23 protein-coding genes are annotated in these 20,258 nt (G+C 35.6%); 14 read left to right on the forward strand and 9 right to left on the reverse strand.

Annotation, left to right across the window (positions count from 1 at the left end):
- Window positions 1-68: 68 nt before the first annotated feature.
- Together KHA97_RS20170 and KHA97_RS20175 are read left to right on the forward strand one after the other, a co-directional pair.
- Window positions 69-2,675, forward strand: coding sequence for an EAL domain-containing protein (locus tag KHA97_RS20170; protein ID WP_213126596.1), 2,607 nt, complete (start codon window positions 69-71; stop codon window positions 2,673-2,675).
- Between the two features lie 679 nt (window positions 2,676-3,354).
- A complete protein-coding gene (locus KHA97_RS20175; RefSeq protein WP_213126597.1) occupies window positions 3,355-4,728 on the forward strand; it encodes an MDR family MFS transporter in 1,374 nt (457 codons plus the stop codon).
- 53 nt (window positions 4,729-4,781) lie between these two features.
- On the opposite strand, the gene KHA97_RS20180 is transcribed toward KHA97_RS20175, so the two are convergent.
- Window positions 4,782-5,255, reverse strand: a complete 474-nt coding sequence (locus KHA97_RS20180) for a hypothetical protein (RefSeq protein ID WP_213126598.1) — start codon at window positions 5,253-5,255, stop codon at window positions 4,782-4,784.
- 94 nt (window positions 5,256-5,349) lie between these two features.
- Here KHA97_RS20180 and KHA97_RS20185 point away from each other — a divergent pair, with 94 nt between their 5' ends.
- Both KHA97_RS20185 and glsA read left to right on the forward strand, forming a co-directional pair.
- Complete coding sequence (locus tag KHA97_RS20185; RefSeq protein WP_213126599.1) at window positions 5,350-5,928, forward strand: vWA domain-containing protein; 579 nt, start codon at window positions 5,350-5,352, stop codon at window positions 5,926-5,928.
- 74 nt (window positions 5,929-6,002) lie between these two features.
- Window positions 6,003-6,932: a glutaminase A gene (glsA, locus tag KHA97_RS20190; RefSeq protein ID WP_213126600.1), complete on the forward strand. Its 930-nt coding sequence runs from the start codon at window positions 6,003-6,005 to the stop codon at window positions 6,930-6,932.
- Between the two features lie 2 nt (window positions 6,933-6,934).
- Here glsA and KHA97_RS20195 read toward each other — a convergent pair whose 3' ends face one another.
- Both KHA97_RS20195 and KHA97_RS20200 read right to left on the reverse strand, forming a co-directional pair.
- Window positions 6,935-7,114 carry a PspC domain-containing protein gene (locus KHA97_RS20195; RefSeq protein WP_213126601.1) on the reverse strand — a complete coding sequence of 60 codons (180 nt, stop codon included), beginning with the start codon at window positions 7,112-7,114 and terminating at the stop codon, window positions 6,935-6,937.
- The gene (locus KHA97_RS20200) at window positions 7,107-7,589 is read right to left on the reverse strand and encodes a GNAT family N-acetyltransferase (protein WP_213126602.1); all 483 of its coding nucleotides are present in this window, start codon (window positions 7,587-7,589) and stop codon (window positions 7,107-7,109) included. The genes KHA97_RS20195 and KHA97_RS20200 overlap by 8 nt, the downstream gene beginning before the upstream one ends.
- Before the next feature lie 325 nt (window positions 7,590-7,914).
- Here KHA97_RS20200 and speD point away from each other — a divergent pair, with 325 nt between their 5' ends.
- Window positions 7,915-8,724, forward strand: a complete 810-nt coding sequence (gene speD, locus KHA97_RS20205) for an adenosylmethionine decarboxylase (protein WP_213126603.1) — start codon at window positions 7,915-7,917, stop codon at window positions 8,722-8,724.
- Between the two features lie 75 nt (window positions 8,725-8,799).
- On the opposite strand, the gene KHA97_RS24675 is transcribed toward speD, so the two are convergent.
- Window positions 8,800-10,367 (reverse strand): IS3 family transposase gene (locus KHA97_RS24675; protein ID WP_407658052.1). Its coding sequence is split into 2 segments (ribosomal slippage): window positions 8,800-9,716 and window positions 9,716-10,367, totalling 1,569 coding nucleotides; the frame shifts between segments, so codons are not numbered across the junction.
- Window positions 10,368-10,459: 92 nt separating this feature from the next.
- Window positions 10,460-10,651, reverse strand: coding sequence for a hypothetical protein (locus KHA97_RS20215; RefSeq protein WP_213126604.1), 192 nt, complete (start codon window positions 10,649-10,651; stop codon window positions 10,460-10,462).
- Window positions 10,652-10,745: 94 nt separating this feature from the next.
- Between KHA97_RS20215 and KHA97_RS20220 the strand changes: the two genes are divergently transcribed.
- Window positions 10,746-10,928, forward strand: a complete 183-nt coding sequence (locus KHA97_RS20220) for a hypothetical protein (protein ID WP_213126605.1) — start codon at window positions 10,746-10,748, stop codon at window positions 10,926-10,928.
- A gap of 178 nt (window positions 10,929-11,106) precedes the next feature.
- Here the strand turns inward: KHA97_RS20220 and KHA97_RS20225 are convergent, their stop codons facing one another.
- Window positions 11,107-11,529, reverse strand: coding sequence for a cupin domain-containing protein (locus KHA97_RS20225; protein ID WP_233713688.1), 423 nt, complete (start codon window positions 11,527-11,529; stop codon window positions 11,107-11,109).
- Window positions 11,530-11,723: 194 nt separating this feature from the next.
- Here KHA97_RS20225 and KHA97_RS20230 point away from each other — a divergent pair, with 194 nt between their 5' ends.
- From KHA97_RS20230 to KHA97_RS20240, 3 genes are all read left to right on the forward strand, one after another.
- Window positions 11,724-12,440, forward strand: a complete 717-nt coding sequence (locus KHA97_RS20230; protein WP_213126606.1) for a GDSL-type esterase/lipase family protein — start codon at window positions 11,724-11,726, stop codon at window positions 12,438-12,440.
- A gap of 203 nt (window positions 12,441-12,643) precedes the next feature.
- A complete protein-coding gene (locus KHA97_RS20235; RefSeq protein WP_213126607.1) occupies window positions 12,644-13,873 on the forward strand; it encodes an amidohydrolase in 1,230 nt (409 codons plus the stop codon).
- Between the two features lie 90 nt (window positions 13,874-13,963).
- Entirely contained in the window at window positions 13,964-14,650 is a 687-nt protein-coding gene (locus tag KHA97_RS20240; protein ID WP_213126608.1) for an RluA family pseudouridine synthase, read from the forward strand.
- A gap of 157 nt (window positions 14,651-14,807) precedes the next feature.
- Here the strand turns inward: KHA97_RS20240 and KHA97_RS20245 are convergent, their stop codons facing one another.
- Window positions 14,808-15,215, reverse strand: coding sequence for a hypothetical protein (locus KHA97_RS20245; RefSeq protein WP_213126609.1), 408 nt, complete (start codon window positions 15,213-15,215; stop codon window positions 14,808-14,810).
- A gap of 140 nt (window positions 15,216-15,355) precedes the next feature.
- Here KHA97_RS20245 and KHA97_RS20250 point away from each other — a divergent pair, with 140 nt between their 5' ends.
- Window positions 15,356-15,985 (forward strand): hypothetical protein, encoded by a 630-nt coding sequence (locus tag KHA97_RS20250; protein ID WP_213126610.1) that lies wholly within the window; start codon window positions 15,356-15,358, stop codon window positions 15,983-15,985.
- A gap of 132 nt (window positions 15,986-16,117) precedes the next feature.
- Here KHA97_RS20250 and KHA97_RS20255 read toward each other — a convergent pair whose 3' ends face one another.
- Complete coding sequence (locus KHA97_RS20255; protein ID WP_233713689.1) at window positions 16,118-17,158, reverse strand: mechanosensitive ion channel family protein; 1,041 nt, start codon at window positions 17,156-17,158, stop codon at window positions 16,118-16,120.
- 74 nt (window positions 17,159-17,232) lie between these two features.
- On the opposite strand from KHA97_RS20255, the gene KHA97_RS20260 reads away from it, so the two are divergent.
- Together KHA97_RS20260 and KHA97_RS20265 are read left to right on the forward strand one after the other, a co-directional pair.
- Window positions 17,233-17,841 carry a methyltransferase gene (locus KHA97_RS20260; RefSeq protein ID WP_213126611.1) on the forward strand — a complete coding sequence of 203 codons (609 nt, stop codon included), beginning with the start codon at window positions 17,233-17,235 and terminating at the stop codon, window positions 17,839-17,841.
- Between the two features lie 33 nt (window positions 17,842-17,874).
- Window positions 17,875-18,186: a DUF3892 domain-containing protein gene (locus KHA97_RS20265; protein ID WP_213126875.1), complete on the forward strand. Its 312-nt coding sequence runs from the start codon at window positions 17,875-17,877 to the stop codon at window positions 18,184-18,186.
- Between the two features lie 47 nt (window positions 18,187-18,233).
- Here the strand turns inward: KHA97_RS20265 and KHA97_RS20270 are convergent, their stop codons facing one another.
- A complete protein-coding gene (locus KHA97_RS20270) occupies window positions 18,234-18,623 on the reverse strand; it encodes a hypothetical protein (protein WP_213126612.1) in 390 nt (129 codons plus the stop codon).
- A 256-nt stretch (window positions 18,624-18,879) separates the two neighbouring features.
- Here KHA97_RS20270 and KHA97_RS20275 point away from each other — a divergent pair, with 256 nt between their 5' ends.
- The gene (locus KHA97_RS20275) at window positions 18,880-19,368 is read left to right on the forward strand and encodes a PTS sugar transporter subunit IIA (protein ID WP_213126613.1); all 489 of its coding nucleotides are present in this window, start codon (window positions 18,880-18,882) and stop codon (window positions 19,366-19,368) included.
- Window positions 19,369-19,397: 29 nt separating this feature from the next.
- The gene (locus KHA97_RS20280; RefSeq protein ID WP_213126614.1) at window positions 19,398-20,216 is read left to right on the forward strand and encodes a PRD domain-containing protein; all 819 of its coding nucleotides are present in this window, start codon (window positions 19,398-19,400) and stop codon (window positions 20,214-20,216) included.
- Window positions 20,217-20,258 lie beyond the last annotated feature (42 nt).

A 20,258-nucleotide genomic window follows, 5' to 3' on the forward strand; every position in this document is an offset into this window, starting at 1 on the left:
TTACAACTATAACTCTATCCATATATTATGTTAATAAAGGATGTATTAAAAAAGATTGGATTGTTTATATGTCTAAATTTATTAAATGGAATAGTGAAGTTCTGCTTTTTGTTCTTTTATTAGGATTAATTTTTTTATCCGCAAGCTTTAACATGACATTTATATATGGGATTTTATTTACTTTTACAAGTGTTTTCTTATTTTTAATGCTACGCCTTTTCGGCCTGCCTCATGCTGTGATCGCAGGTTTACTCGCCTTTGTCTTTATACCTCACCACTATTCTTATGTAGCTCTGCATGCTTTATTAATAGTAGAAATCTTGTTTGTAGGTAATTTTTTTCGTAAAGGCAGAAGAGCGAAAATGTTTTTTGTGGATGCTTTTTTCTGGATGACGATTGGTTTCATTGGAATTTTATTCATTAATCATACCTATTTGACTGGAAGTTCTCTTTATTTTGTCATAAGTAAAACGATTGTTAATGGTTTATTCAATGTCTTAGTTGCAGATATGCTTTTAGCATATGTTCCTTTCTATAAATTCTTTAAAAATAATAAGATTAATCGTAATAATGTTTCTATTCATCAGTTTTTATCTCATATTACGTTTATCTCCATCCTTATTCCTTTCTTTTTTAGTGTTGTGGCAAATGTCTGGAATGCCAAGGATTCTTTAGTTCAAGATCATATTAATGATGTAAAAAAGAGTGTAAATTTAATAAACAGTGAAATATCGAATTGGAAGAAGGAAGATTTACAAACTAGTAAGTTAAATGATGTGGTTCAACGTTACCAAACCAATGATTTTGATACCACTATCATCGATGCGAATAATCTTGTGTATGCATCGACTTCAACGAACATTTCTATTCAAAGTGTATACGATTGGAAAACTAATTTTGATTTATATAAAAAAGAAAAAGATTACATAGTTATTTTACCAAAGGGCGATGATGGCCACCCGTTTCGTAAATGGAGTAGAGGATATTATTTATATACAGAAGAAATTGAACCACTCTCTATGAAAATAATGGTCCAAATACCAATCTCTCAATATCAAAGTATTCTTTATAACATTTTCTTGAAGCAACTTGGATATTCAGTGCTGTTTGCAATTTTCATCATTATGTTTGTACAGAAGGTCAGTGGAATTTTCATGAATAATATTAGACAGCTGACATTGGCAACGACCCACCTGCCGCAAAAACTCGTTCAAAATGAAGAAATTGAATGGCCACAAGGGCATGTTTCCGAGTTGCGGATGCTTTCAAAAAACTTAAGAGAAATGGCAGAAAAGCTGGGGGAATTATTTCGTGAAAGCAATGAGATGAATAATAAATTGAAGGAGCAGACAGAGCAATTAATAGAATCCGAGTTTAGATTAAATCATTTAGCTTTTTATGATGTGTTGACCGGGCTCCCTAATCGTAGGCATTTCCAAGATTATGTAAATGGATTGATTTATACCCAACCATCTAAACAATTTGCTGTTATTTTTATTGATATAAATCAATTTAAGCAAGTCAACGATACGATTGGACACATGGCAGGTGACCAACTACTTCAACTAGTTGCAGACCAGCTTCGCATATTCCACAACGAGCGCAGCTATATTTTCAGGTTAGGCGGAGATGAATTTGTTATTGTTTTTAGTTTGGAAAAGAAAGAAGAAGTACATGAAATGCTGGAGCAAATGCAAAAAGAATTTTCATCTCCATTCACGATTCAAGGTCATTTGCTTTATGTGACAGCGAGTATTGGTATTAGCATATATCCTGAAAATGGTGAGGATATCGATAGTCTTGTTAAAAGCGCTGATATTGCAATGTATCATTCAAAAGAAAAAGGAGGATCTGTCGCACACTTTTTCAATGAATCGATGCGGAATAAATATGAGGATCGTCTCCTAATTGAAAATTCATTGAGGCTAGTTGTCGATAAAGGAGATTTTGATCTATACTACCAACCTAAATTTCAATTTGGCAAAATTACCAGTATGGAAGCATTAATTCGCTGGATTGATCCTGAACTTGGATTTGTTTCACCGGGCACCTTTATCCCTATTGCAGAGGAAATAGGGTTAATCTTACAAATTGATCGTTGGTCCTTAATCCATGCCTGTAAACAAAATAAAGAGTGGCAAGATCAAGGTTATCCTAAAATTCCTGTTTCCGTAAACATTTCAGCGAAACAGTTTCAACAAGATTCATTAGTTTCAATGGTGAAAGAAGCGTTGGAAGTATCCGGTTTGGCACCAGAATATATTAAGCTAGAAATTACGGAAAGTGTTTTTATAAAAAATTTGGATTATGTAGCGAATATTGTTAAGCAATTAAAGGAAATTGGTGTGAAAATATCGATTGATGATTTTGGAAAGGGCTATTCCTCTTTATATCCATTATTACAGCTGCCAATCGATGAAATTAAAATTGACCGTCAGTTCATATCAGATATCGATCAGATGATGAAAAAGTCGCGATTAGTTCAGTCGATTCTTAGCATGGCAAAAGGACTTCAACTTAACGTTGTGGCGGAAGGCATCGAAACAATTGGCGAAAAAAATACATTAATGCAAATGGGCTGTGATGAGCTCCAAGGTTATTTGTTCAGCCCGCCTGTTAATGCCCAAGAAATGGAAACGTTGCTATCTGAATATTTATCAAAAAAATATATATGAACCTGAAACGAAACTGCTGTCTTAAGAGGACAGCTTTTTTGTTTTCTAGGAAATTTTATATGGAACCTTGTGGCTAACTTTAAAAAGGTAGTTCCCGTCTAGCTCCAACGCCTAGCGACTAGCAAACTTTCAGTTTCTTCCTACGATAAGTCAACATCGACTCGCCTTTTAATGTCCAGCTACGCCAGCCCCTCGAGGTCAAATAACCTGAGGCAATAAAGTCAAAGAGCGTCTTTTTTGCCTCAGAACATTTGCTTTTCGTGGCTCACCGTGTTTCCTTTATCTCGTCAGAACCCTAGAGGGGAACGTCGACGTTGCCACTTCCCTGTGGCAACGTCGACGGACCCACATCCTGTGGGCCTGTACGTCGCTGAACAGGCGCTTGCGCTTTTGTTCTTTTCATCGGAAAGATTTTCCCATGTGAACTCTACAGTCAATTTGCTATACTTAATAAAGTTGAATATTTTAAAATCAATGGTAGTGTCAAGCTCCGGAGCTTACGCTTTTCTAATGTCTAGCTTCGATGCCTATCGACTAGCAAACTTCTTGTCCTTTTCTTTTGCGTAAGTCAACATCGACTCGTCCCTCGTCGTGTTTCCTTTATCTCAGTCAAAGGCACTGAAGTTTTTACGTCGATGAGCAAGGCATCTACGCTTTTCTAATAAAGGGGAGACAAAAATTGAATAGAGAAACAAAACAAAAATCTGTTGTTATAGCGTTATTAATATCAACATTTCTTACTGCCATTGAAGGAACCATCGTCAGTACGGCTATGCCAAAAATTGTAGAGGATCTTGGTGGCAGCCATCTGTATACATGGGTGATTTCCATTTATTTATTAGCGGTTGTCATTAGTACACCGATATTTGGAAAATTGGCTGACTTATATGGCCGCAAATTAATGTTTACGATCGGAACAATCGTATTTCTAATTGGTTCAATGCTTTCCGGCCTGTCCCAAACAATGGAGCAGCTCGTGATTTTTCGCCTCATTCAAGGGATTGGTGCAGGAGCATTGTCGACTATTCCTTTTACCATCATTGGTGACGTATTTGAATTTAACATGAGGGCAAAAATGCAAGGATGGATGAGTAGTGTATGGGGAATTGCGGGTATTTTCGGCCCTCTTGCTGGCGGATTCATCGTCGATACGATTTCCTGGCATTGGATTTTCTTTATGAACCTGCCTTTTGGAATTGTATCTTTATTTCTCTTATGGGTGGCATTGCATGAACATATCGAAAAGAAAAAGCAAATCATTGATTATCCTGGTATTTTAACCTTTACGATTTTCATGAGTGCCTTTTTATATGCTCTAACTTTAGTAAAAGAGCATAAACAACTTACAAATCAAATTTCGATATTATTTATTGTAACCTTCGTAGGCTTTTGCTTATTTATTTGGTTTCAAGCAAAAGGAAAAGAGCCAATGTTGCCGCTCTCCCTTTTTAAAAATAAATTAATTACGATACCGAATGTTGCTGGTTTTTTATTAGGCTTTATTCTTGTCACTGTTACGTTTTACATCCCATTATGGGTGCAAGGTGTCACGAATTTAAATGCTACCTATTCCGGGATTGCAATGCTGCCAATGTCCGTTACATGGCCTTTCGGTGCTCTATTGGCAGGGAAGTGGATGAGCAAAAAGCCTATTGCCCATATTACATTAGCTGGAATTGCGATCATCATTGTCAGTTGTATTGGATTGGTGTTTTTCAATACTGAAACGACAGTGGCATGGATGATGGTCGTGACTGGAGTAATGGGGGTAGGATTTGGTTTGGCCTATACAGCCTTTAACGTTGCCGTTCAATCCGCTGTAGAGTGGGAACTTCGTGGTGTAGCGGTAGGTTCTCACAATTTATTAAAAAATCTCGGCCAGGCAATAGGAATTGCAGTTTCAGGATTATGGTTGAGTGATGAATTAAAAGGGTTTGTTCTAGAATCAAGCTTGCATAATGTATTCATTCTGCTGTTTGTACTCGGAATATGCTCTATGGCGGTAACGGGGATCCTTTTAGGCAAAAAGAGCAGAGAGATTGCCATTCATTAAACACGTGAGACAATAGGAGTATTCGAGATAATCGGATTATCCTATTGTCTTTTTTATAAAGGTTTTAAATCGTATTGTTCCAACGCTTGGTTAACATCGTGAATGTTATAAATACGTTTCATAATACAAAATTTAATGACTAAATCAAAAGTCTCACTATCAGATAGTGTGTAACCTGCTGAATTTAAAAGAGTGTTGGTTTCTTCTTGATCAAGCTCTAATGCTAAAGCAAGCGCGATAATCGTTTGTTTGCTAGGATGATAGGTTGGATTTGACCGTATTTTTGAAAAAAGCTTCCTGTCGATTCCAGCTTTATGGTATATTTCAGGATCTGTTGCCCCTTTTTGGTCAATGAAACTGAAAAGTAGTTTTTGAAGTGTAGGTTTTCTTTTAGTTTGTATAAAATCTGTTATTTCCCCATTGTAATTATTATCAAGGAGGATATCTTCAAAAACATTAAAGACTTTAATGGCAATATGATTTTCAATAAACGCCTGCAATTCACTAATCACTTTTTCATTAAGCAAAACTTTCAACTCCCAAATGTCGCTTTAAAGGCGACCAAAATATCGATAATCTTAGCTATGATTATACCATTAGATGAATATGGGAGGATTTTTTATGTTAACAGAAATCATATTTTTACTTGACAGAAGTGGCTCTATGGCTGGTCTAGAAAATGAAACAATAAGTGGATTTAACGCGCTAATTGAAAAACAAAGCAAGCTTGAAGGGGAAACAAAGGTAACAGCAGTTCTTTTTGATGATAGGTATGAAGTATTATGGAATGGGATTGATGCAAGAATAGTGAAGCTGACAGAGAGAGAATATTTTGTAAGGGGATATACAGCATTGCTTGATGCGGTGGGTAAAACAATTTTGAAGGTGGAAAATAGATTTACTAATGGGATTAAGCCAGTTAAAGTTATTTTTGTCATTACTACAGATGGCATGGAGAACTCAAGTCAAGAATTCACTTATCAGAAAATAAAAGAGATGATAAAACATCAAGAAGAAAATCATCATTGGGAATTTCTTTTTATTGGAGCCAATATTGATGTAGCTAAAGAGGCTGATCATATTGGTGTTAACATTGATAATGCAATTACCTTCGAGGCATCAACTGCAGGTGTGGAAAATATGTATCAAATGGTTAATGAGGAAATCACAAATAAGAGGCAATATGGTAAGGAATATTAATTAACCATCAAGTGTTGATTGAAAGAAAGAGTGATATCCCCCATAATGGTTCATACTAAGTTGGGGTGATAAAGATGCCATGTCAATCAAATGATGAATTAAATATTTTAGTAAAAGAGGCAAAAAAATATACAAAAGACGGAAAAGTAGCAGACTATATACCTGCACTAGGGAGAGCCAATCCACATGATTTATCCATTGCCATACATTATCCTGATGGACAATGTATATCTGCAGGTGATATCGAAAGGAAAATTACACTTCAAAGTATATCTAAGGTCATTAGCTTGGCACTTGTTTTGATGGATAAGGGACCGGGCTATGTTTTTGAAAGGGTTGGAATGGAGCCAACTGGTGATCCTTTTAATTCAATTGCAAAATTAGAAACTTTGTCTCCAGCAAAGCCATTGAATCCGATGATCAATGCTGGAGCCCTTGTAGTAACACATATGATTGAAGGAAAAAATGTTGAAGAAAGATTTCAAAGACTTCTATCCTTTATAAGGGAAATGGCGAATGATTCAACTATTGATTATTCTGAAGAAGTCGCTCAGTCTGAATATAAAACATCATTTCTAAATAGATCTTTATCGTATTTCTTAAAACAACACCACGTTATCAAGGAAGATGTTGAGGAATTAATCGATTTATATACTAAACAATGTGCTATTGAAATGAACAGTTTGGAATTAGCTAGAATTGGGATGATTTTTGCGATGGATGGGGCAGACCCTCAGAGCGGCAAGCAAATCATCCCTGTTCATATTGCTCGAATATGTAAAACGTTTATGGTTACATGTGGGATGTACAACGCCTCTGGTGAATTTGCGATAAAAATTGGAATACCAGCAAAAAGCGGTGTTTCCGGGGGGATCATGGGAGCTGTTCCAGGTAAATTTGGCATCGGCATTTTTGGCCCTGCCTTAGATAAAAAAGGAAATAGTATTGCTGGAATTAAATTATTAGAATTACTATCGGAAACCTATAAATTAAGTATGTTTTAGGGTTAATATAATGAACGGTTTTCAGGTAATGTAAGGGCAAGAAGTATATAAATAAGAAGCGATCCGGGTGTAAAAATAAATATAAGTCTGACTATTAATGGCGAAATGCCAAAAAAATCAGCGATTCCTGCACATACGCCTTGCAATACTCTGTCTTTTGAAGATTTTGTTAATTTATTCAAGGCCCATCGACTCCTTTTTAGATATTTGTTCTAAACAGTCAACGGTTTTTCCATTCCATTGACTTTGTCCATATACGCAAAACCCTAATGATGTCCAAAATCGTTTAGCTTGCTCATTTTCCTGAATGATACCGATTCGAACTTTACTAATTTCATCACGTATAAATTGTTCTTCGAATGCCTGATATATTGTTTTCCCATAACCTTTAGAATGAAAATCTCCATGAATCATTAGTAAGCCTAGCCAAGGGCAATTGTCTTTTGGATTATTTTTCAGAAAATCAATGAGTCCAATTTGTTGATGATCTACAGTAATTAAGAAACTATCAGTAGTTTTATTGAGAAATTGATTTCTTATTTCATCCATCGTTCGTGATGAAATACCATTTTCTAAGGTGTTATAAGTAGAATTTGAATTAATAATTTCAAGTACGTTTTCCAAAGTATCTTCAGTTACTCGTTCGAAATAAATCATAAAACCCGCCCCTTTATTAATTTTAACATAATCTATCATTTCCTCACTATTAATTATATTAGCCCCATCCCTGCCCTACATTAAATCCTTTATTGCATAATAGACTTTCAAAAAAATAATACTCAAAAAATGAATTAGAGCGTTTCTTAATATTCAAGGAAACGCCTTTTGATAAAAACCAATATTTTTTAAAATTTTATAAATAATGAAATCATTTTATACTCAATTCCTTTTCCTTGTTTGTTTTTTCTCTCACATAAAGGGTAAAATATCAATATCCTGATAAGGAACCAAACAATCTACATATACAGGGAGGAATAGTATTATGAAACTTACTCCTGAACAGCGTATTGAACTCCATGGATTTAATAATTTAACTAAGTCATTAAGCTTTAATATGTACGATATTTGTTTTACTAAGACGAAAAAAGATCGCGAGGCTTACATCGAGTATATAGATGAACAATATAACGCCGACAGGCTGACAGAAATTTTACAAAATGTAGCTGATATAATTGGGGCACATGTGTTAAATATAGCTAAGCAAGATTATGTGCCACAAGGAGCAAGTGTGACAGTCCTTGTATCTGAAGGGCCAGTAGTTGAAGTACCAGCAGAATCGTATGAAGAGTCGCCGGGACCACTACCGGACAATGTAGTGATCCAGCTTGATAAAAGTCATATTACCGTGCACACATATCCAGAATATCATCCAGATGAGGGGATTAGTACATTTAGGGCTGATATTGATGTATCTACCTGTGGCGAAATTTCCCCATTAAAAGCATTGAACTATTTGATCCGCTCATTTGAGACAGATGTCATGTCCATTGATTATCGTGTCCGTGGTTTTACGAGGGCGAAGGATGGACATAAATTATTTATTGATCATGAAATTAATTCCATTCAAAACTATATCCCCGATGATGTAAAGGAAGAATTTGATATGATTGATGTCAATGTCTATCAAGAGAATATATTTCATACAAAATGTAAGCTAAAGGAATTTGATTTAGATAACTATTTATTTGCCCAATCCAAGAAAAATCTCAATGATGAAGAAGCAGCGGAAATTACTGAAAGAATTACAAATGAAATGGATGAAATTTTTTACGGGAAGAATATTTATGAATAGTCCTTTTAAAATAAAAAATGCTTGGAATCGTGAACTGCCCCCCGTCAAGTAGACAGTGGAAATAAATAAAACACCTTAGGCGGCTTTAGCCCTATATTCCAAGGGGCTAAGGCCGTTTAATCTTTTTTGTAATCTTTCATGATTATAAAACTGTATGTATTCTTCGATATCTTTTTTCAATTCCCCAAACGTACTATATTTGTTTAAATAAAACTTCTCGCATTTTATGGTTCCCCAAAATCCCTCCATTGGTCCATTATCAATGCATCGTCCTACTCTAGACATACTTTGTGTCATCTCTGCTTTCTCAACCTTCTTTTTAAATGCCGGGGAAGTATATTGATACCCTCGATCACTGTGGAGAAGAGGGGTGGCATTCGGGTTAGCCTCCATCGCTAAATCAAATGTCTTAAAAACCAACGGATTATTATTAGAAGTCCCAATCATATAACTTACAATGGAGCCGTCGTATAAATCTAAAATCGCACTCAAATAAGCCTTTTGAGAAGCTCCGTACTTCATTTCAGTCACATCAGTCAGCCATTTTTCATTTGGCTTCTCCGCATTAAACTCCCTGTTTAATAGGTTTTCAGCGACATATTGTGGAGTGCTAGGTTTATACTTCTTGCGTTTACGTCGAATAACCGACTGGATACCGGCAATCTTCATTATTCGATACGCACGCTTATGGTTAATAGGTTTAGATAGTTTACGATTCAGGTTCATCGTCATACGGCGATATCCATATATGCAGTCCACTTTCTCATATAAACACCTTATCTCCTTCAGAATTTCCTCATTTCTCTTTTCATTCTTGGAAGGAGTGTGACGAAGCCACTTATAGTAGGAAGAACGTGCAATTCTAGCAATCTGGCATAATAGCGCAATGGAGATATTTTCTTCCACATGTAGTTCCTGTATGGCCAAATATTCATCGGCTAAGCGAACCTGGCTTAATGACGCTTTTTTAAACGCCTCCTTTCGATCTCCTCCAACTTTTTTAAGAATGCATTTTCTGCCCGAAGACGTTCATTTTCCTGCTCCAATCGCTTCATTTCACGTCGGAATTTCTCCTCAGGGGTTAACTCTGACTCTGCCTTAGTGCGGCCACGCTTATCTTTAAGACCATCTTCTCCTTCTTTCTCGAACTTCTTTACCCATTGATACACTTGTTGATATGAAACCGTGAAAAGCTCTGATGCCTGATGATAATTTTTTCCGTTTTTAAGACAATACTTAACAATTTCCAAACGTTCTTCAAGTGTAGTGGAACGACCTTTAATCATAGAGTTACTCTCCCTTTGCGTCTCTATTAAATCTCTATGATTATTATAATTGTTTATCCACTGTCTCAACACTGATGTGCTAGATAATTCATATTTGTGTACAATCCCCATTAAAGAATCGTTCCCAGAAAGGTAATCCAAAACAGCTGCTGTTTTGACCTCTTTAGAGTAACGTTTCCATTTACCGGATTTGTTAAGCCCATCTATTCCATATTTCTGATAGAGGTAAATCCATTCTTTCATTGTTTCATCAGTAATATTATATTGCGAACAGAAATCTTGAATTGAGGTTTGTCTTTCATTAAACGCTAAAATTAACTCATACTTTTCTTGTACAGAAAAAGCACTCTTTCCCATAGAAAAAGCCCCCAGTAAAGTAAACAGATTTTTATTATTTGATCTGTCTACTTTATTGGGAGCATATCATCGTTCCAGGCATTTTTTATACTTCATAAATTAATTAGCACTGCTGAAACAGCGATGCTCCATACAATCAAGAGGAAAGATGCTGTCATCCAAAATGTATTTTTAGCAGTAGATTGTTCATTTTTAATTTTCTTTAAAATCTCTACAAGATTTAGACAAAAAATGATAGCTAAAATTGGCATAAAATAGACACTAATAAATGAAAAAATTTCCATTAATACACATCCAAGTTAAAAAATATCCTAGTTTGTTGTAGTGGGTATATTCACCCTTTCAATTCTAAATAATAGAATTAAGGAGGGATACTTAATGGCAAAACGGACAAAAAAGAACGATCCTGAACAAAAAAATAAAAAAGGATTTGACTCCAGTAAAACAGATTCGGAATTCTCGAAAGAATTTGGCAGTGCAAACGCCAATCGTGCCCATAAAGAAAAAGCGAAAAAAGAGAAAAAATCTAAGAATCAAGGTGAATGGAGCGGCATGCACTAATTCACTATGATATTGGGAGCTAATGAACGTTGAATAGCTCCCTTTTTCTAATTACTATTTAATTTCAAAAGTTAAGGTCACCAAAGATACCGGTAAAGTCAGGAAGCGAAACAAACGCCCCTTAAAACGTGCTAAACAAAGAAAAAAATACCAATTCACCACGATCCATAGAAACAAATCAAAGCAATTCAGCTCCATACTGTGCAAAAAGTTTTTTCATCGTTTCAGAACTGCGATCGCTAGTACTATGAATGGCTTCAATCAATGTTTTCGTTTGCTTCGTCATGATAATAAGATAACGTGCAGGCTCTTGTTTCGGATTCCAAAATGTATGTGGGGTTCCGTGTGGCACGATTACCGCCTCATTGCAATTAGCTTCAATCGTTTCGTCTCCAATTTGAAATCCAAGTGTGCCTTCTAATATAAACCATGCCTCATCATCTTCATGATGCAAATGAAGTGGAGCCATTAACATAGGGGTTTCTCCCTCAGGTGTACCCTCTGCGTTCCATTCAGCAATAGTAATATTCGATCCCTCTGGTGCAAGAGTCATACCGTTGCTCGTACTTAAGACAAAATCTGATATTGATAATTTAGACAAGTCTAAGTTCCTCCCATTTAATTATTATTCTTTCAATATATCATATAGTATCTGCAGTGAAATCGAAAGAACGTTATTAACACGGAATGAATGCTATATTAGGAAAAGAATTAATGCTTAGCGACTATTGCTAGAGCGTTTTTTGTTTTGTATAATATAGTTGTGCGTTATTGAGAACAAAAGGAGGGGGTTATATGAGTTTTGTCAAAAAGATTTTTAGTGTCTTTTTAGTTGGAATTTTGTTTGTAAGCTTACCGTATAGTGCGTTAGCCAAACCAGCAAAAAAAGTAATTGATTATGTGGCATTAGGAGATTCATTAGCTGCGGGGCAAACACCTTATCGAGAAATGGGTTCGGGATATGCTGATTATCTTGTAGATCGCTTCGAGCAATCTCAATACACAGTTGGCTTTACAAATTTTGGGGTTTCCGGTTATACGTCTATGGATTTACGCAATGATGTTCTTACAAAAGAAATTGTTCAACAACAGCTAAAAGAAGCAGAGTTTATCACAATCGATATTGGAGCAAATGATCTCCTTATAGCATTAAGAAATCCTGCATCAATTCCTGCTGCTTTTGCTAATCTGGGAATGAATTTAGAAATGATCCTGAAGACAATTGATTCTTTAAATCCAAATGCCAAGGTATATGTTATGGGCTATTATAATCCATTTCCTTATTATCCAGATGATCAGCAAGCAGAGTTGTTGCCTTTACTGGATATTTTGAACCAAACGATAGCAGAACGAGCTTATGCTAATGGTGACACATTTGTTCCAACGGCAAAAATAATTGAAAAACACTATGAAGCTTATCTTCCAAATCCTACAGATATCCACTTAAGTAAAGAGGGGTATCAAATAATAGCAAAAGAATTTTGGAAAGTAATCGATAAAAGCAAAAATTAGTTGAAAGGTTCAAACCATCACTGACACTTTTATTAAAACAATGGCAGGCGTCCGGTTACACATGTTGTTAACCTGAAGTCATTCGGAAAATCATGCCAACCTAATTTAATTTGCACTCTCATTATGGGAGTGCTTTTTTGTGAAATAATTCCCCAATCTTAAAAAGGATATTATAATTTAGAGATTAGAGAGGGTGGGATATCATGTTGAATTCTTCATATTGGCTAACGAATGTAAAATTAGAATACGGTTACGTAAGGGAAAATGGCTGTATCGTTGGTACAGAAACTAGGATTTGTCATATTAGAATTGAAGATGGAAAAATAGCCGAGATCATCGAGTCTGAAGAGGAATTACATAATCAACTTCCAAAATATGATGGCAACGAATTACTAATGCTGCCTTCATTCGAAGACACTCATATTCATTTAGATAAAACATATTTCGGATTACCTTGGAAGGCTGTCAATCCGATATCTAGTATTTTTGATCGGATAGAGGAAGAGAAGATTTTACTTCCAAAACTATTATCAACCTCCAAAAAACAAGCCGAGGGCATTTTATCATTGCTCCAAGGATTCGGGACGACACATGTGCGTGCTCATTGTAATATTGAGCCTACTAGCGGACTTAAGCGTCTTGAAGCGACAATCCAGGCTTTTGAATCATTTTCTGGTAAGCTATCATCAGAAATTGTCGCATTTCCTCAGCATGGACTTTTATATTCTGATTCCGTTGAATTAGTAAAAGAGGCGATCGAAGAGGGAGCCACTCATGTTGGAGGATTGGACCCAATTACAGTTGACGGAGACAATGAAAAGTCACTCCAAACAATGCTTGAAATAGCAGTTACTAACGGTGTTGGAATTGATATCCATTTACATTACGGGGGAGAAGCAGGAAAGGAAACCCTTACCCGTCTGGTGGATTTAACAGAAGAAGCCGGATTGAAAGACAAAGTTACCGTTAGCCACGCTTTTTGGTTTGCCGGTGCTGATCCGAATGAAGCCGAAGAATTAGCGGAACGGATGGCGTCTCTCGGCATGTCTATCACATCTACTGTTCCAATCGGAAAAACAACGATGCCGCTTCCAATGCTTCATAAAAAAGGGGTAAAAGTAAGATTGGGAACAGATAGTCTTACTGATCATTGGTCTCCGTTTGGAAATGGCGATCAATTGGAGAAGATAGGACGATTCGCTGAATTATATGGATATACGAATGAAGTGTCGTTGGGGCAGTCTCTTAGGTTTATTACAGGAGGGGTAACTCCATTAGACGAGAATGGAAAGCAAGTATGGCCAATGGTTGGGGATTCTGCAAGCTTCGTATTGGTGCATGCCAGCTGCTCGGCGGAAGCAGTGGCCAGAAGATCCCAACGTCAAGCGGTTTGGTATGAAGGCAAGTTAGTTAGCGGTTCCCTATCATTCTAATGTGACATTTGTTCCTTATGAAAGATTGTCATATAATAAGGCGAACTAAATCATCTACGTTTGACCATTTATGAAAGGGTATGGACTTGCATGCAAATTCCAATTATTTATGAAGATAATCATCTTCTTGTGATAGAGAAGCCTGTAAATATTCCCGTGCAAGAAGATAGTACAGGAGATTTAGATTTACTAACTTTACTAAAACAAGATATAAAAATTCGTTATGAGAAGCCAGGGAACGTTTATCTTGGGCTTGTCCATCGTCTTGATCGTCCAGTTGGAGGAATTATGGTTTTCGCTAAAACATCGAAAGCCGCTTCCCGATTATCAGATGTGATTCGAAGACAAATGATGGATAGAAAATATTTAGCTGTTGTAAGAGGGGCTCCTCCAAAAAATAAAGGAGTATTGGAACATTATCTATTCAAAGATCAGCATAAAAACATGGCATATACTGTTCCTTCCACCCATAAACAAGGAAAAAAAGCCATTCTTGAATATGAAATCATTGAGCAGAATGGAGACTTAAGTTTATTATTCGTTCGTATTCTCACAGGAAGGTCCCATCAAATCCGTGTTCAGTTATCGGCATCAGGTTGTCCTCTATTCGGTGACCAGAAATATGGACAAGCTCTCAATAAACCTGGACAGCAAATTGCATTATGGGCCAATTCTCTAAAATTTTCTCATCCAACGAAAAAAGAAATAGTAGAGTTTCACTCTTTTCCCCCGAAAGATTATCCATGGGATTTGTGGAATTATATTAATAACCATTAAAAAAATCAAAGCGCAGGCTTTGATTTTTTTTCGCGTCAGCAAATCTATGACAATGCCAGTAACTTTGTGACCACGACTAGTAAAGAGTAAAGACTGGCCAGTATTTTCGAAACAATGACCAGTAAGCAAAATAGGATGGTAGTAAATGGTTCAGCGCTTATCTAGGCGTTAACGGCTTAACAGAAATCGCCGGAGTGGTAGTTGTGACAATACAGCCATCAAGATCTTTTTCCTGTAAAAATCCTAAATGAATGGCAGATTTAATTTTTTGTGCATCTGGTTTTTTAACGGTTTGAATGAGGTCGTTCATCTTTAATTCTTCCAATCTTTTAACCGTCTCTTCTTCGTTAAATTTTTCCGTTTTTCTAATTTGACGTTGTAGTTTATATCCATTTAAAGTAATTTCAGCTTTATCAAGGGAGCTAATTTGACGATTGAAATAATCATGAAAAATCTCCTTTAAATGATTCATTTCCGCTTCAATTTCTTTTTTCTTCTTATTTAACTCGTAGTAATTAATAAGCATTTCTCCTGTTATGAGTGTATCCTGATTATTTTTCAACATTCTCCCTCCAACATTAATAGATACACTATCTTATAGTGTTTCGGAAGAAAATATGACACTTAAAAATAGTATGTGCATTCATTTTGATAATAGGTCATAGATTAGAAAAGGACCTTTTTGTATTGGAAAGAGGGATTAGTTTGCTAGAAATAATATCTACATACAAATGGCATTTTTTAATTACTCTCGAGGTTTTATTTTGGATAGCATTCTTTACTTTTTTAGTATTAAAATATTGGTTTGAGACTAAAGCCAAAGTGATCTTTTTGGCTTTTACCTTTATATTTGAATGTATGGATTTACCGCTTGCTGTTATGGATTACGTAAATACAGGTCGCATATCGTTTTTCCAAATTACGGTATTGTTAGTATATTTTTATGCTTTAACATTTGGAAATCAAAACATACAAAAGCTTGATTTGTATATTAAGAGGAAGGTAATGGAAATAAAAGGTAAACCTTTGCAATTTGAGGACAAGCGCCTTCCAGCAGTTAGTTCAAACAAGAATTATGCCAAGTCTATTAAACATGGATTTTTACTGCATTTTAGTGTTTTCCTTGTGTTCCATTTATTGTTGCTGATTGAATTTACTTGGCCGCCTATATCATTAAATTATATTTCAGATTTAATTAGCAGTGAAACGAGAGATATTTTTCATAATACGGCGATTAACCGAGCGAGTATTATGTGGTCAATGTTTTTAATGATTAATGGGTTAGTAGCCTTTTTATACACGTACTCCTCATGGAGAGTATTTAAAAATAAATAAGCAGCTGTCCTGATTGGTTTGAATCGGGACAGCTGCCAAGCAATAAGAAAATCTCAAAAAGTGGATCGGAAAGCACCATTTGTTCATCCAGCATGCAATTTTGAGTGCTTATAATTCTTTTATTGCATTTGTTTAAGAGTTCTTCAAAGTATGAATTATTTCCGTGCAGCTTGCTAGTTCAATCTTATTTTTAGTAAAAATATTGGCAATCGCATGTCTTAGCTTACTCTCAATCTCGTCTTTATCTGCACCATCTTGAAAAGGAAGCTGCACTGAAAATTCTAAAGCTGATTGCCTGAAAGCAATAAAGCGGATAGTAGGAGAGGAAGGAACATTTACTAATTCTACTGCTTCGTAAAGCAACGTTTCTACTTTATGAGAATCGGTGCCAAACGGGACGCTTACATGAACTTCTGCAGTTAACTGTTCACCAGAGCGGCTATTGATGATTTGCTCGATAAAATATTGATTCGGAACAACCAATCTTCCTCCTTTATGAGTAATGATTGTAGATCGTAAGTTGATTTTTGATATTTGACCTACTTTCTCCTCTATTTCAACGGTTTCGCCTACCTCCATTGGCCTTTCGAATAATATTATGATCCCTGAAACAAAATTCGCTGCAACATTTCGCAATCCAAATCCGATTCCGATTCCGAGCGTGCTTAAGACCACTGCAAAAGCTCGCATGTCTAATCCTACTGTTTGAAAACTGATGAGCAAGGCGATAAACATCACTACATAATAAATAAGTCGATTAATTGTAAAGCTTAACCCAATATCTACATCGAATTTTTCGTAAATAAAAGGCATGATGTGGGCATTAAATGCTTTTACAAGCCTACTCGTAAATGTAATAATCATAATAGCTACAATGATGAGGACTAAAGATACTTCAACCCCGTCCTTTTCATAAATAGCTGAAAACAGCCATGATTCATTCGAGAAATAAAAAAGGAACAAAAGAATCGTCCCGTAAAAAGTTGCCCAATTCAAGATCGCTTCGATCGTCGGAAGAACTCGGTTTTTAGCCAAATCCGATTTCATCCATTTTCTTAAAACAAGGAGCAGCACCCATTTTACGAAAAAAATAAGAATTACATATACAAAGAATAAAAGAATTTGTTTTAGCGATAAAGTTTTTAGAATAGAGATGCCCTTAAAAAACTCCATAACTAAAATCCCCCTCGTACCCGAGATGTACCCTTTAAACTACGGAAACAAACAAAATGGAGGATTCCGAAATAGTGAATGAAAAATATTACGATGCCTTATTGAATATAAAAACGGATGGGGAACAGATGGGTTTTAATCATTCTTTTCACTATCATCGTTATGAACCAACCCCATATAGTGGGTTAGAGATTTTATTTAATGAATATAAGTTGGAGCCCAGTGATCGAGTCGTTGATTTTGGATGTGGAAAAGGGCGCTTGCTATTTTATATCCATCATTTATTCAAGTCTTACGTAACAGGAATTGAAATGAATGAAGACTTGCATGGGAATGCTGTTGAAAACAAAAAACGGTTCTTGAAAAAACATCGATCTGCAAATGACAAAATTCATTTTCACTGTTGTCTCGCAGAAAAATATGATATTCATCCTCTAGATAATCGCTTTTACTTTTTCAATCCGTTTACAATTCAAATTTTTATGAAAGTGGTTAATAATATTCTTGGTTCTGTTGAACAGTCGAAAAGAGATGTAGAACTAATCTTATACTATAGCTCGGAAGACTACATTTTTTATTTGGAGAATCAGACTTCATTTGAATTGACAAATGAAATCATTATACCGGATCTTTACCGACACAATTCAAACGAGAAGTTTTTAATCTACATAAATCACTCCTAGATGGTAGAACATAACCATCAGGAGGTGTTAATGGTGCAGGAAAAGGACTTTGAACAAATATATAATGAATATCGCGAACAAAGTGGACAGCAAGCTAGTGATGGAGCTTACGCAGAAGAAGAAGGAAAAGAACAAATTATAGCTGTTAGGAAAAATGATGATGGGGATATCATTGCCTTTAAAACAAAATCTGGTCGAGAATTGGATTATATAACGGCGTTGGATGAAGCTAAGGCAGGGAAAATCGCCCATGTAGATGTATTTCATAAATATGGGAGAGATATTATTCGCAGCGAACCTGATGGAATTAAAGAAAATAATTTAGATAATTTACCAACATTTTAAAAAGAAAAAATAGAGATTCCATTATCAGGCTCCCTTATTTCATCTTGTTACCATTTGAAAGCTAGCCTTAGAGAACAGCAATCATCTTCATCTTGGGCATTCGTTAACTCAATGATGAGGCCATCAGGAGTGAATTGATTTATTGTTTTAACCGTAATCCCCGTAGACTTTATTAATTGATCTACTTTTGGTTTATTGGACTTTTGAGCTGCATCCATAAGGTTATAGGAAAATTTAGGGGTAGCAGCAATTTTGTTAATTATTTTATTTGCTTCATTTAAAAGGATTCGATATTTTTCGGTTGATTGAACAAATTGTTTAGTACTGATGGGTTGAAACATTTGCCGTATGCAATAATAAGTAGGAAAATGAGGTAGGGCACATTCCCTCCTGCATAGATAACCATATGGATTGAAGTAATAATTAGGAGTGTACAAAATAAATCCTCCTCTCAACATACACCCTATATCATATGTGCAACAAAAAGTAGGTGTTCCCCCTGTAAATGCGCTTCCTCTTGTTTTTAATAAATACGAATGGTAATATAAATGTAATAGTAAAAATATGGCATCACATGTTACTGATACGATCAGGCATGGTGGTAGATGAGAGAATTTCACATTCTTTTATATACCCCATGCCTTTTTTGTTTTTTTTAGTACTCATCCAGAACCTTATAAGGAGTAATTGGACATGATTATGAATATATTTAAAAAAACAAGTATAAAGATATACGCTCCAGTAAGTGGGGAAATTATCCCGCTAGTACAAGTCCCTGACCCGGTTTTTAGTGAAAAAATGATGGGAGAAGGGATTGCAGTCATTCCTTCGAGTGGTTATATACATTCTCCTGTTGAAGGAACGGTGAAACTAATTGCGAATACGAAGCATGCCATTGGTATTGAAACAGATGAAGGAATTGAACTATTGATCCATGTTGGTTTGGAAACAGTGTCATTAAAAGGTGAAGGTTTTAACGTAATTGTGAAAGTTGGGGATAAAGTCTCAGTAGGCCAGTTATTGATGGAAATGGATTTGGAATACGTTAAAAACCATGCGAAGAGCATAGTTACGCCAATTGTGATTACGAATAGTTTCGAAAGTAAGAAACAATATAGTTTAACAAAAGAAAAACATTGTCAGATTTGTAAAACGGTGATTATAACTGTTTCGGGCAATTAATTCGCTGGAGCGATAAGGACGGGATTCAAGTGAAAATTACTAAAATCCTTAATAATAATGCTGTAGTCGTAACGGATGGGAACCAAGAAAAAATTGCAGTTGGTTCAGGAATCGCTTTTCATAAGAGAAAAAATGATATTGTCAATGTTCATAAAATAGAAAAGCTATTTGTCATTCGTGAAAATGAAAAGTTAGAACAGCTGCTAAGCAGGATTCCAGAAGAGCATTTTACAATTTCTGAAGAAATCATTAGTTATGCGGAAAAATATCTTGGGACGAAATTAAATGAACATATTCATATCGTTTTGACGGATCATCTTTCCTTTGCTATTGAAAGAGAAAGGGAAGGCATTCATTTAAAAAACAAGCTTTTGCAAGAAATAAAAATTTTATATAAGGAGGAATTTGAAATTGGTCTTTGGGCACTAACACATATAAAAGAAAAGCTAGGCTTCGACATTCCTATTGATGAAGCTGCTTATATCGCGCTTCATATCCATACAATGAAGCCTCAAGGGGGTGATTTACGGCAGACGGTTAGACAGACGACTATTTTACGGGACATGGTGCATTCGATTAAGAGGTTTTTAAAGATCAAGATTGAAGAAGATGATATTTCTTACCATCGGCTTATTACTCACTTGCGTTTTACATTAGAAAGAGGGAAAGGTTATGAAGTTCACTCAATGGATCGAGAAATGCTTGAGATGATCAAAAAGAAATTTCGCAAATCATTTGAATGTGCAAGCGAAATGGCAAGAGAATTATCGTCTTTCCATGGGATTGATTTACCCGAACAGGAACTTGGGTACATTACACTTCATATTGAGAGGCTTAGGAAAGTATAAGTATTTTAATAGGTTAATAATCTACGAAAAAGCAAAAATAGT

Source organism: Lederbergia citri, from assembly GCF_018343625.1.
Lineage (GTDB): Bacteria > Bacillota > Bacilli > Bacillales > Bacillaceae_C > Lederbergia > Lederbergia citri.

Bases quoted from the DNA above. Each gene is read 5' to 3' on its own strand.
- KHA97_RS20255 (WP_233713689.1), bottom strand. From the start codon at position 17,158: ATGGAGTTTTTTAAGGGCATCTCTATTCTAAAAACTTTATCGCTAAAA.
- KHA97_RS20230 (WP_213126606.1), top strand. From the start codon at position 11,724: ATGAGTTTTGTCAAAAAGATTTTTAGTGTCTTTTTAGTTGGAATTTTG.
- KHA97_RS20170 (WP_213126596.1), top strand. From the start codon at position 69: ATGTCTAAATTTATTAAATGGAATAGTGAAGTTCTGCTTTTTGTTCTT.
- speD (WP_213126603.1), top strand. From the start codon at position 7,915: ATGAAACTTACTCCTGAACAGCGTATTGAACTCCATGGATTTAATAAT.
- KHA97_RS20185 (WP_213126599.1), top strand. From the start codon at position 5,350: ATGTTAACAGAAATCATATTTTTACTTGACAGAAGTGGCTCTATGGCT.
- glsA (WP_213126600.1), top strand. From the start codon at position 6,003: ATGCCATGTCAATCAAATGATGAATTAAATATTTTAGTAAAAGAGGCA.
- KHA97_RS20275 (WP_213126613.1), top strand. From the start codon at position 18,880: ATGATTATGAATATATTTAAAAAAACAAGTATAAAGATATACGCTCCA.
- KHA97_RS20200 (WP_213126602.1), bottom strand. From the start codon at position 7,589: ATGATTTATTTCGAACGAGTAACTGAAGATACTTTGGAAAACGTACTT.
- KHA97_RS20235 (WP_213126607.1), top strand. From the start codon at position 12,644: ATGTTGAATTCTTCATATTGGCTAACGAATGTAAAATTAGAATACGGT.
- KHA97_RS20215 (WP_213126604.1), bottom strand. From the start codon at position 10,651: ATGGAAATTTTTTCATTTATTAGTGTCTATTTTATGCCAATTTTAGCT.
- KHA97_RS20220 (WP_213126605.1), top strand. From the start codon at position 10,746: ATGGCAAAACGGACAAAAAAGAACGATCCTGAACAAAAAAATAAAAAA.
- KHA97_RS20245 (WP_213126609.1), bottom strand. From the start codon at position 15,215: ATGTTGAAAAATAATCAGGATACACTCATAACAGGAGAAATGCTTATT.
- KHA97_RS20240 (WP_213126608.1), top strand. From the start codon at position 13,964: ATGCAAATTCCAATTATTTATGAAGATAATCATCTTCTTGTGATAGAG.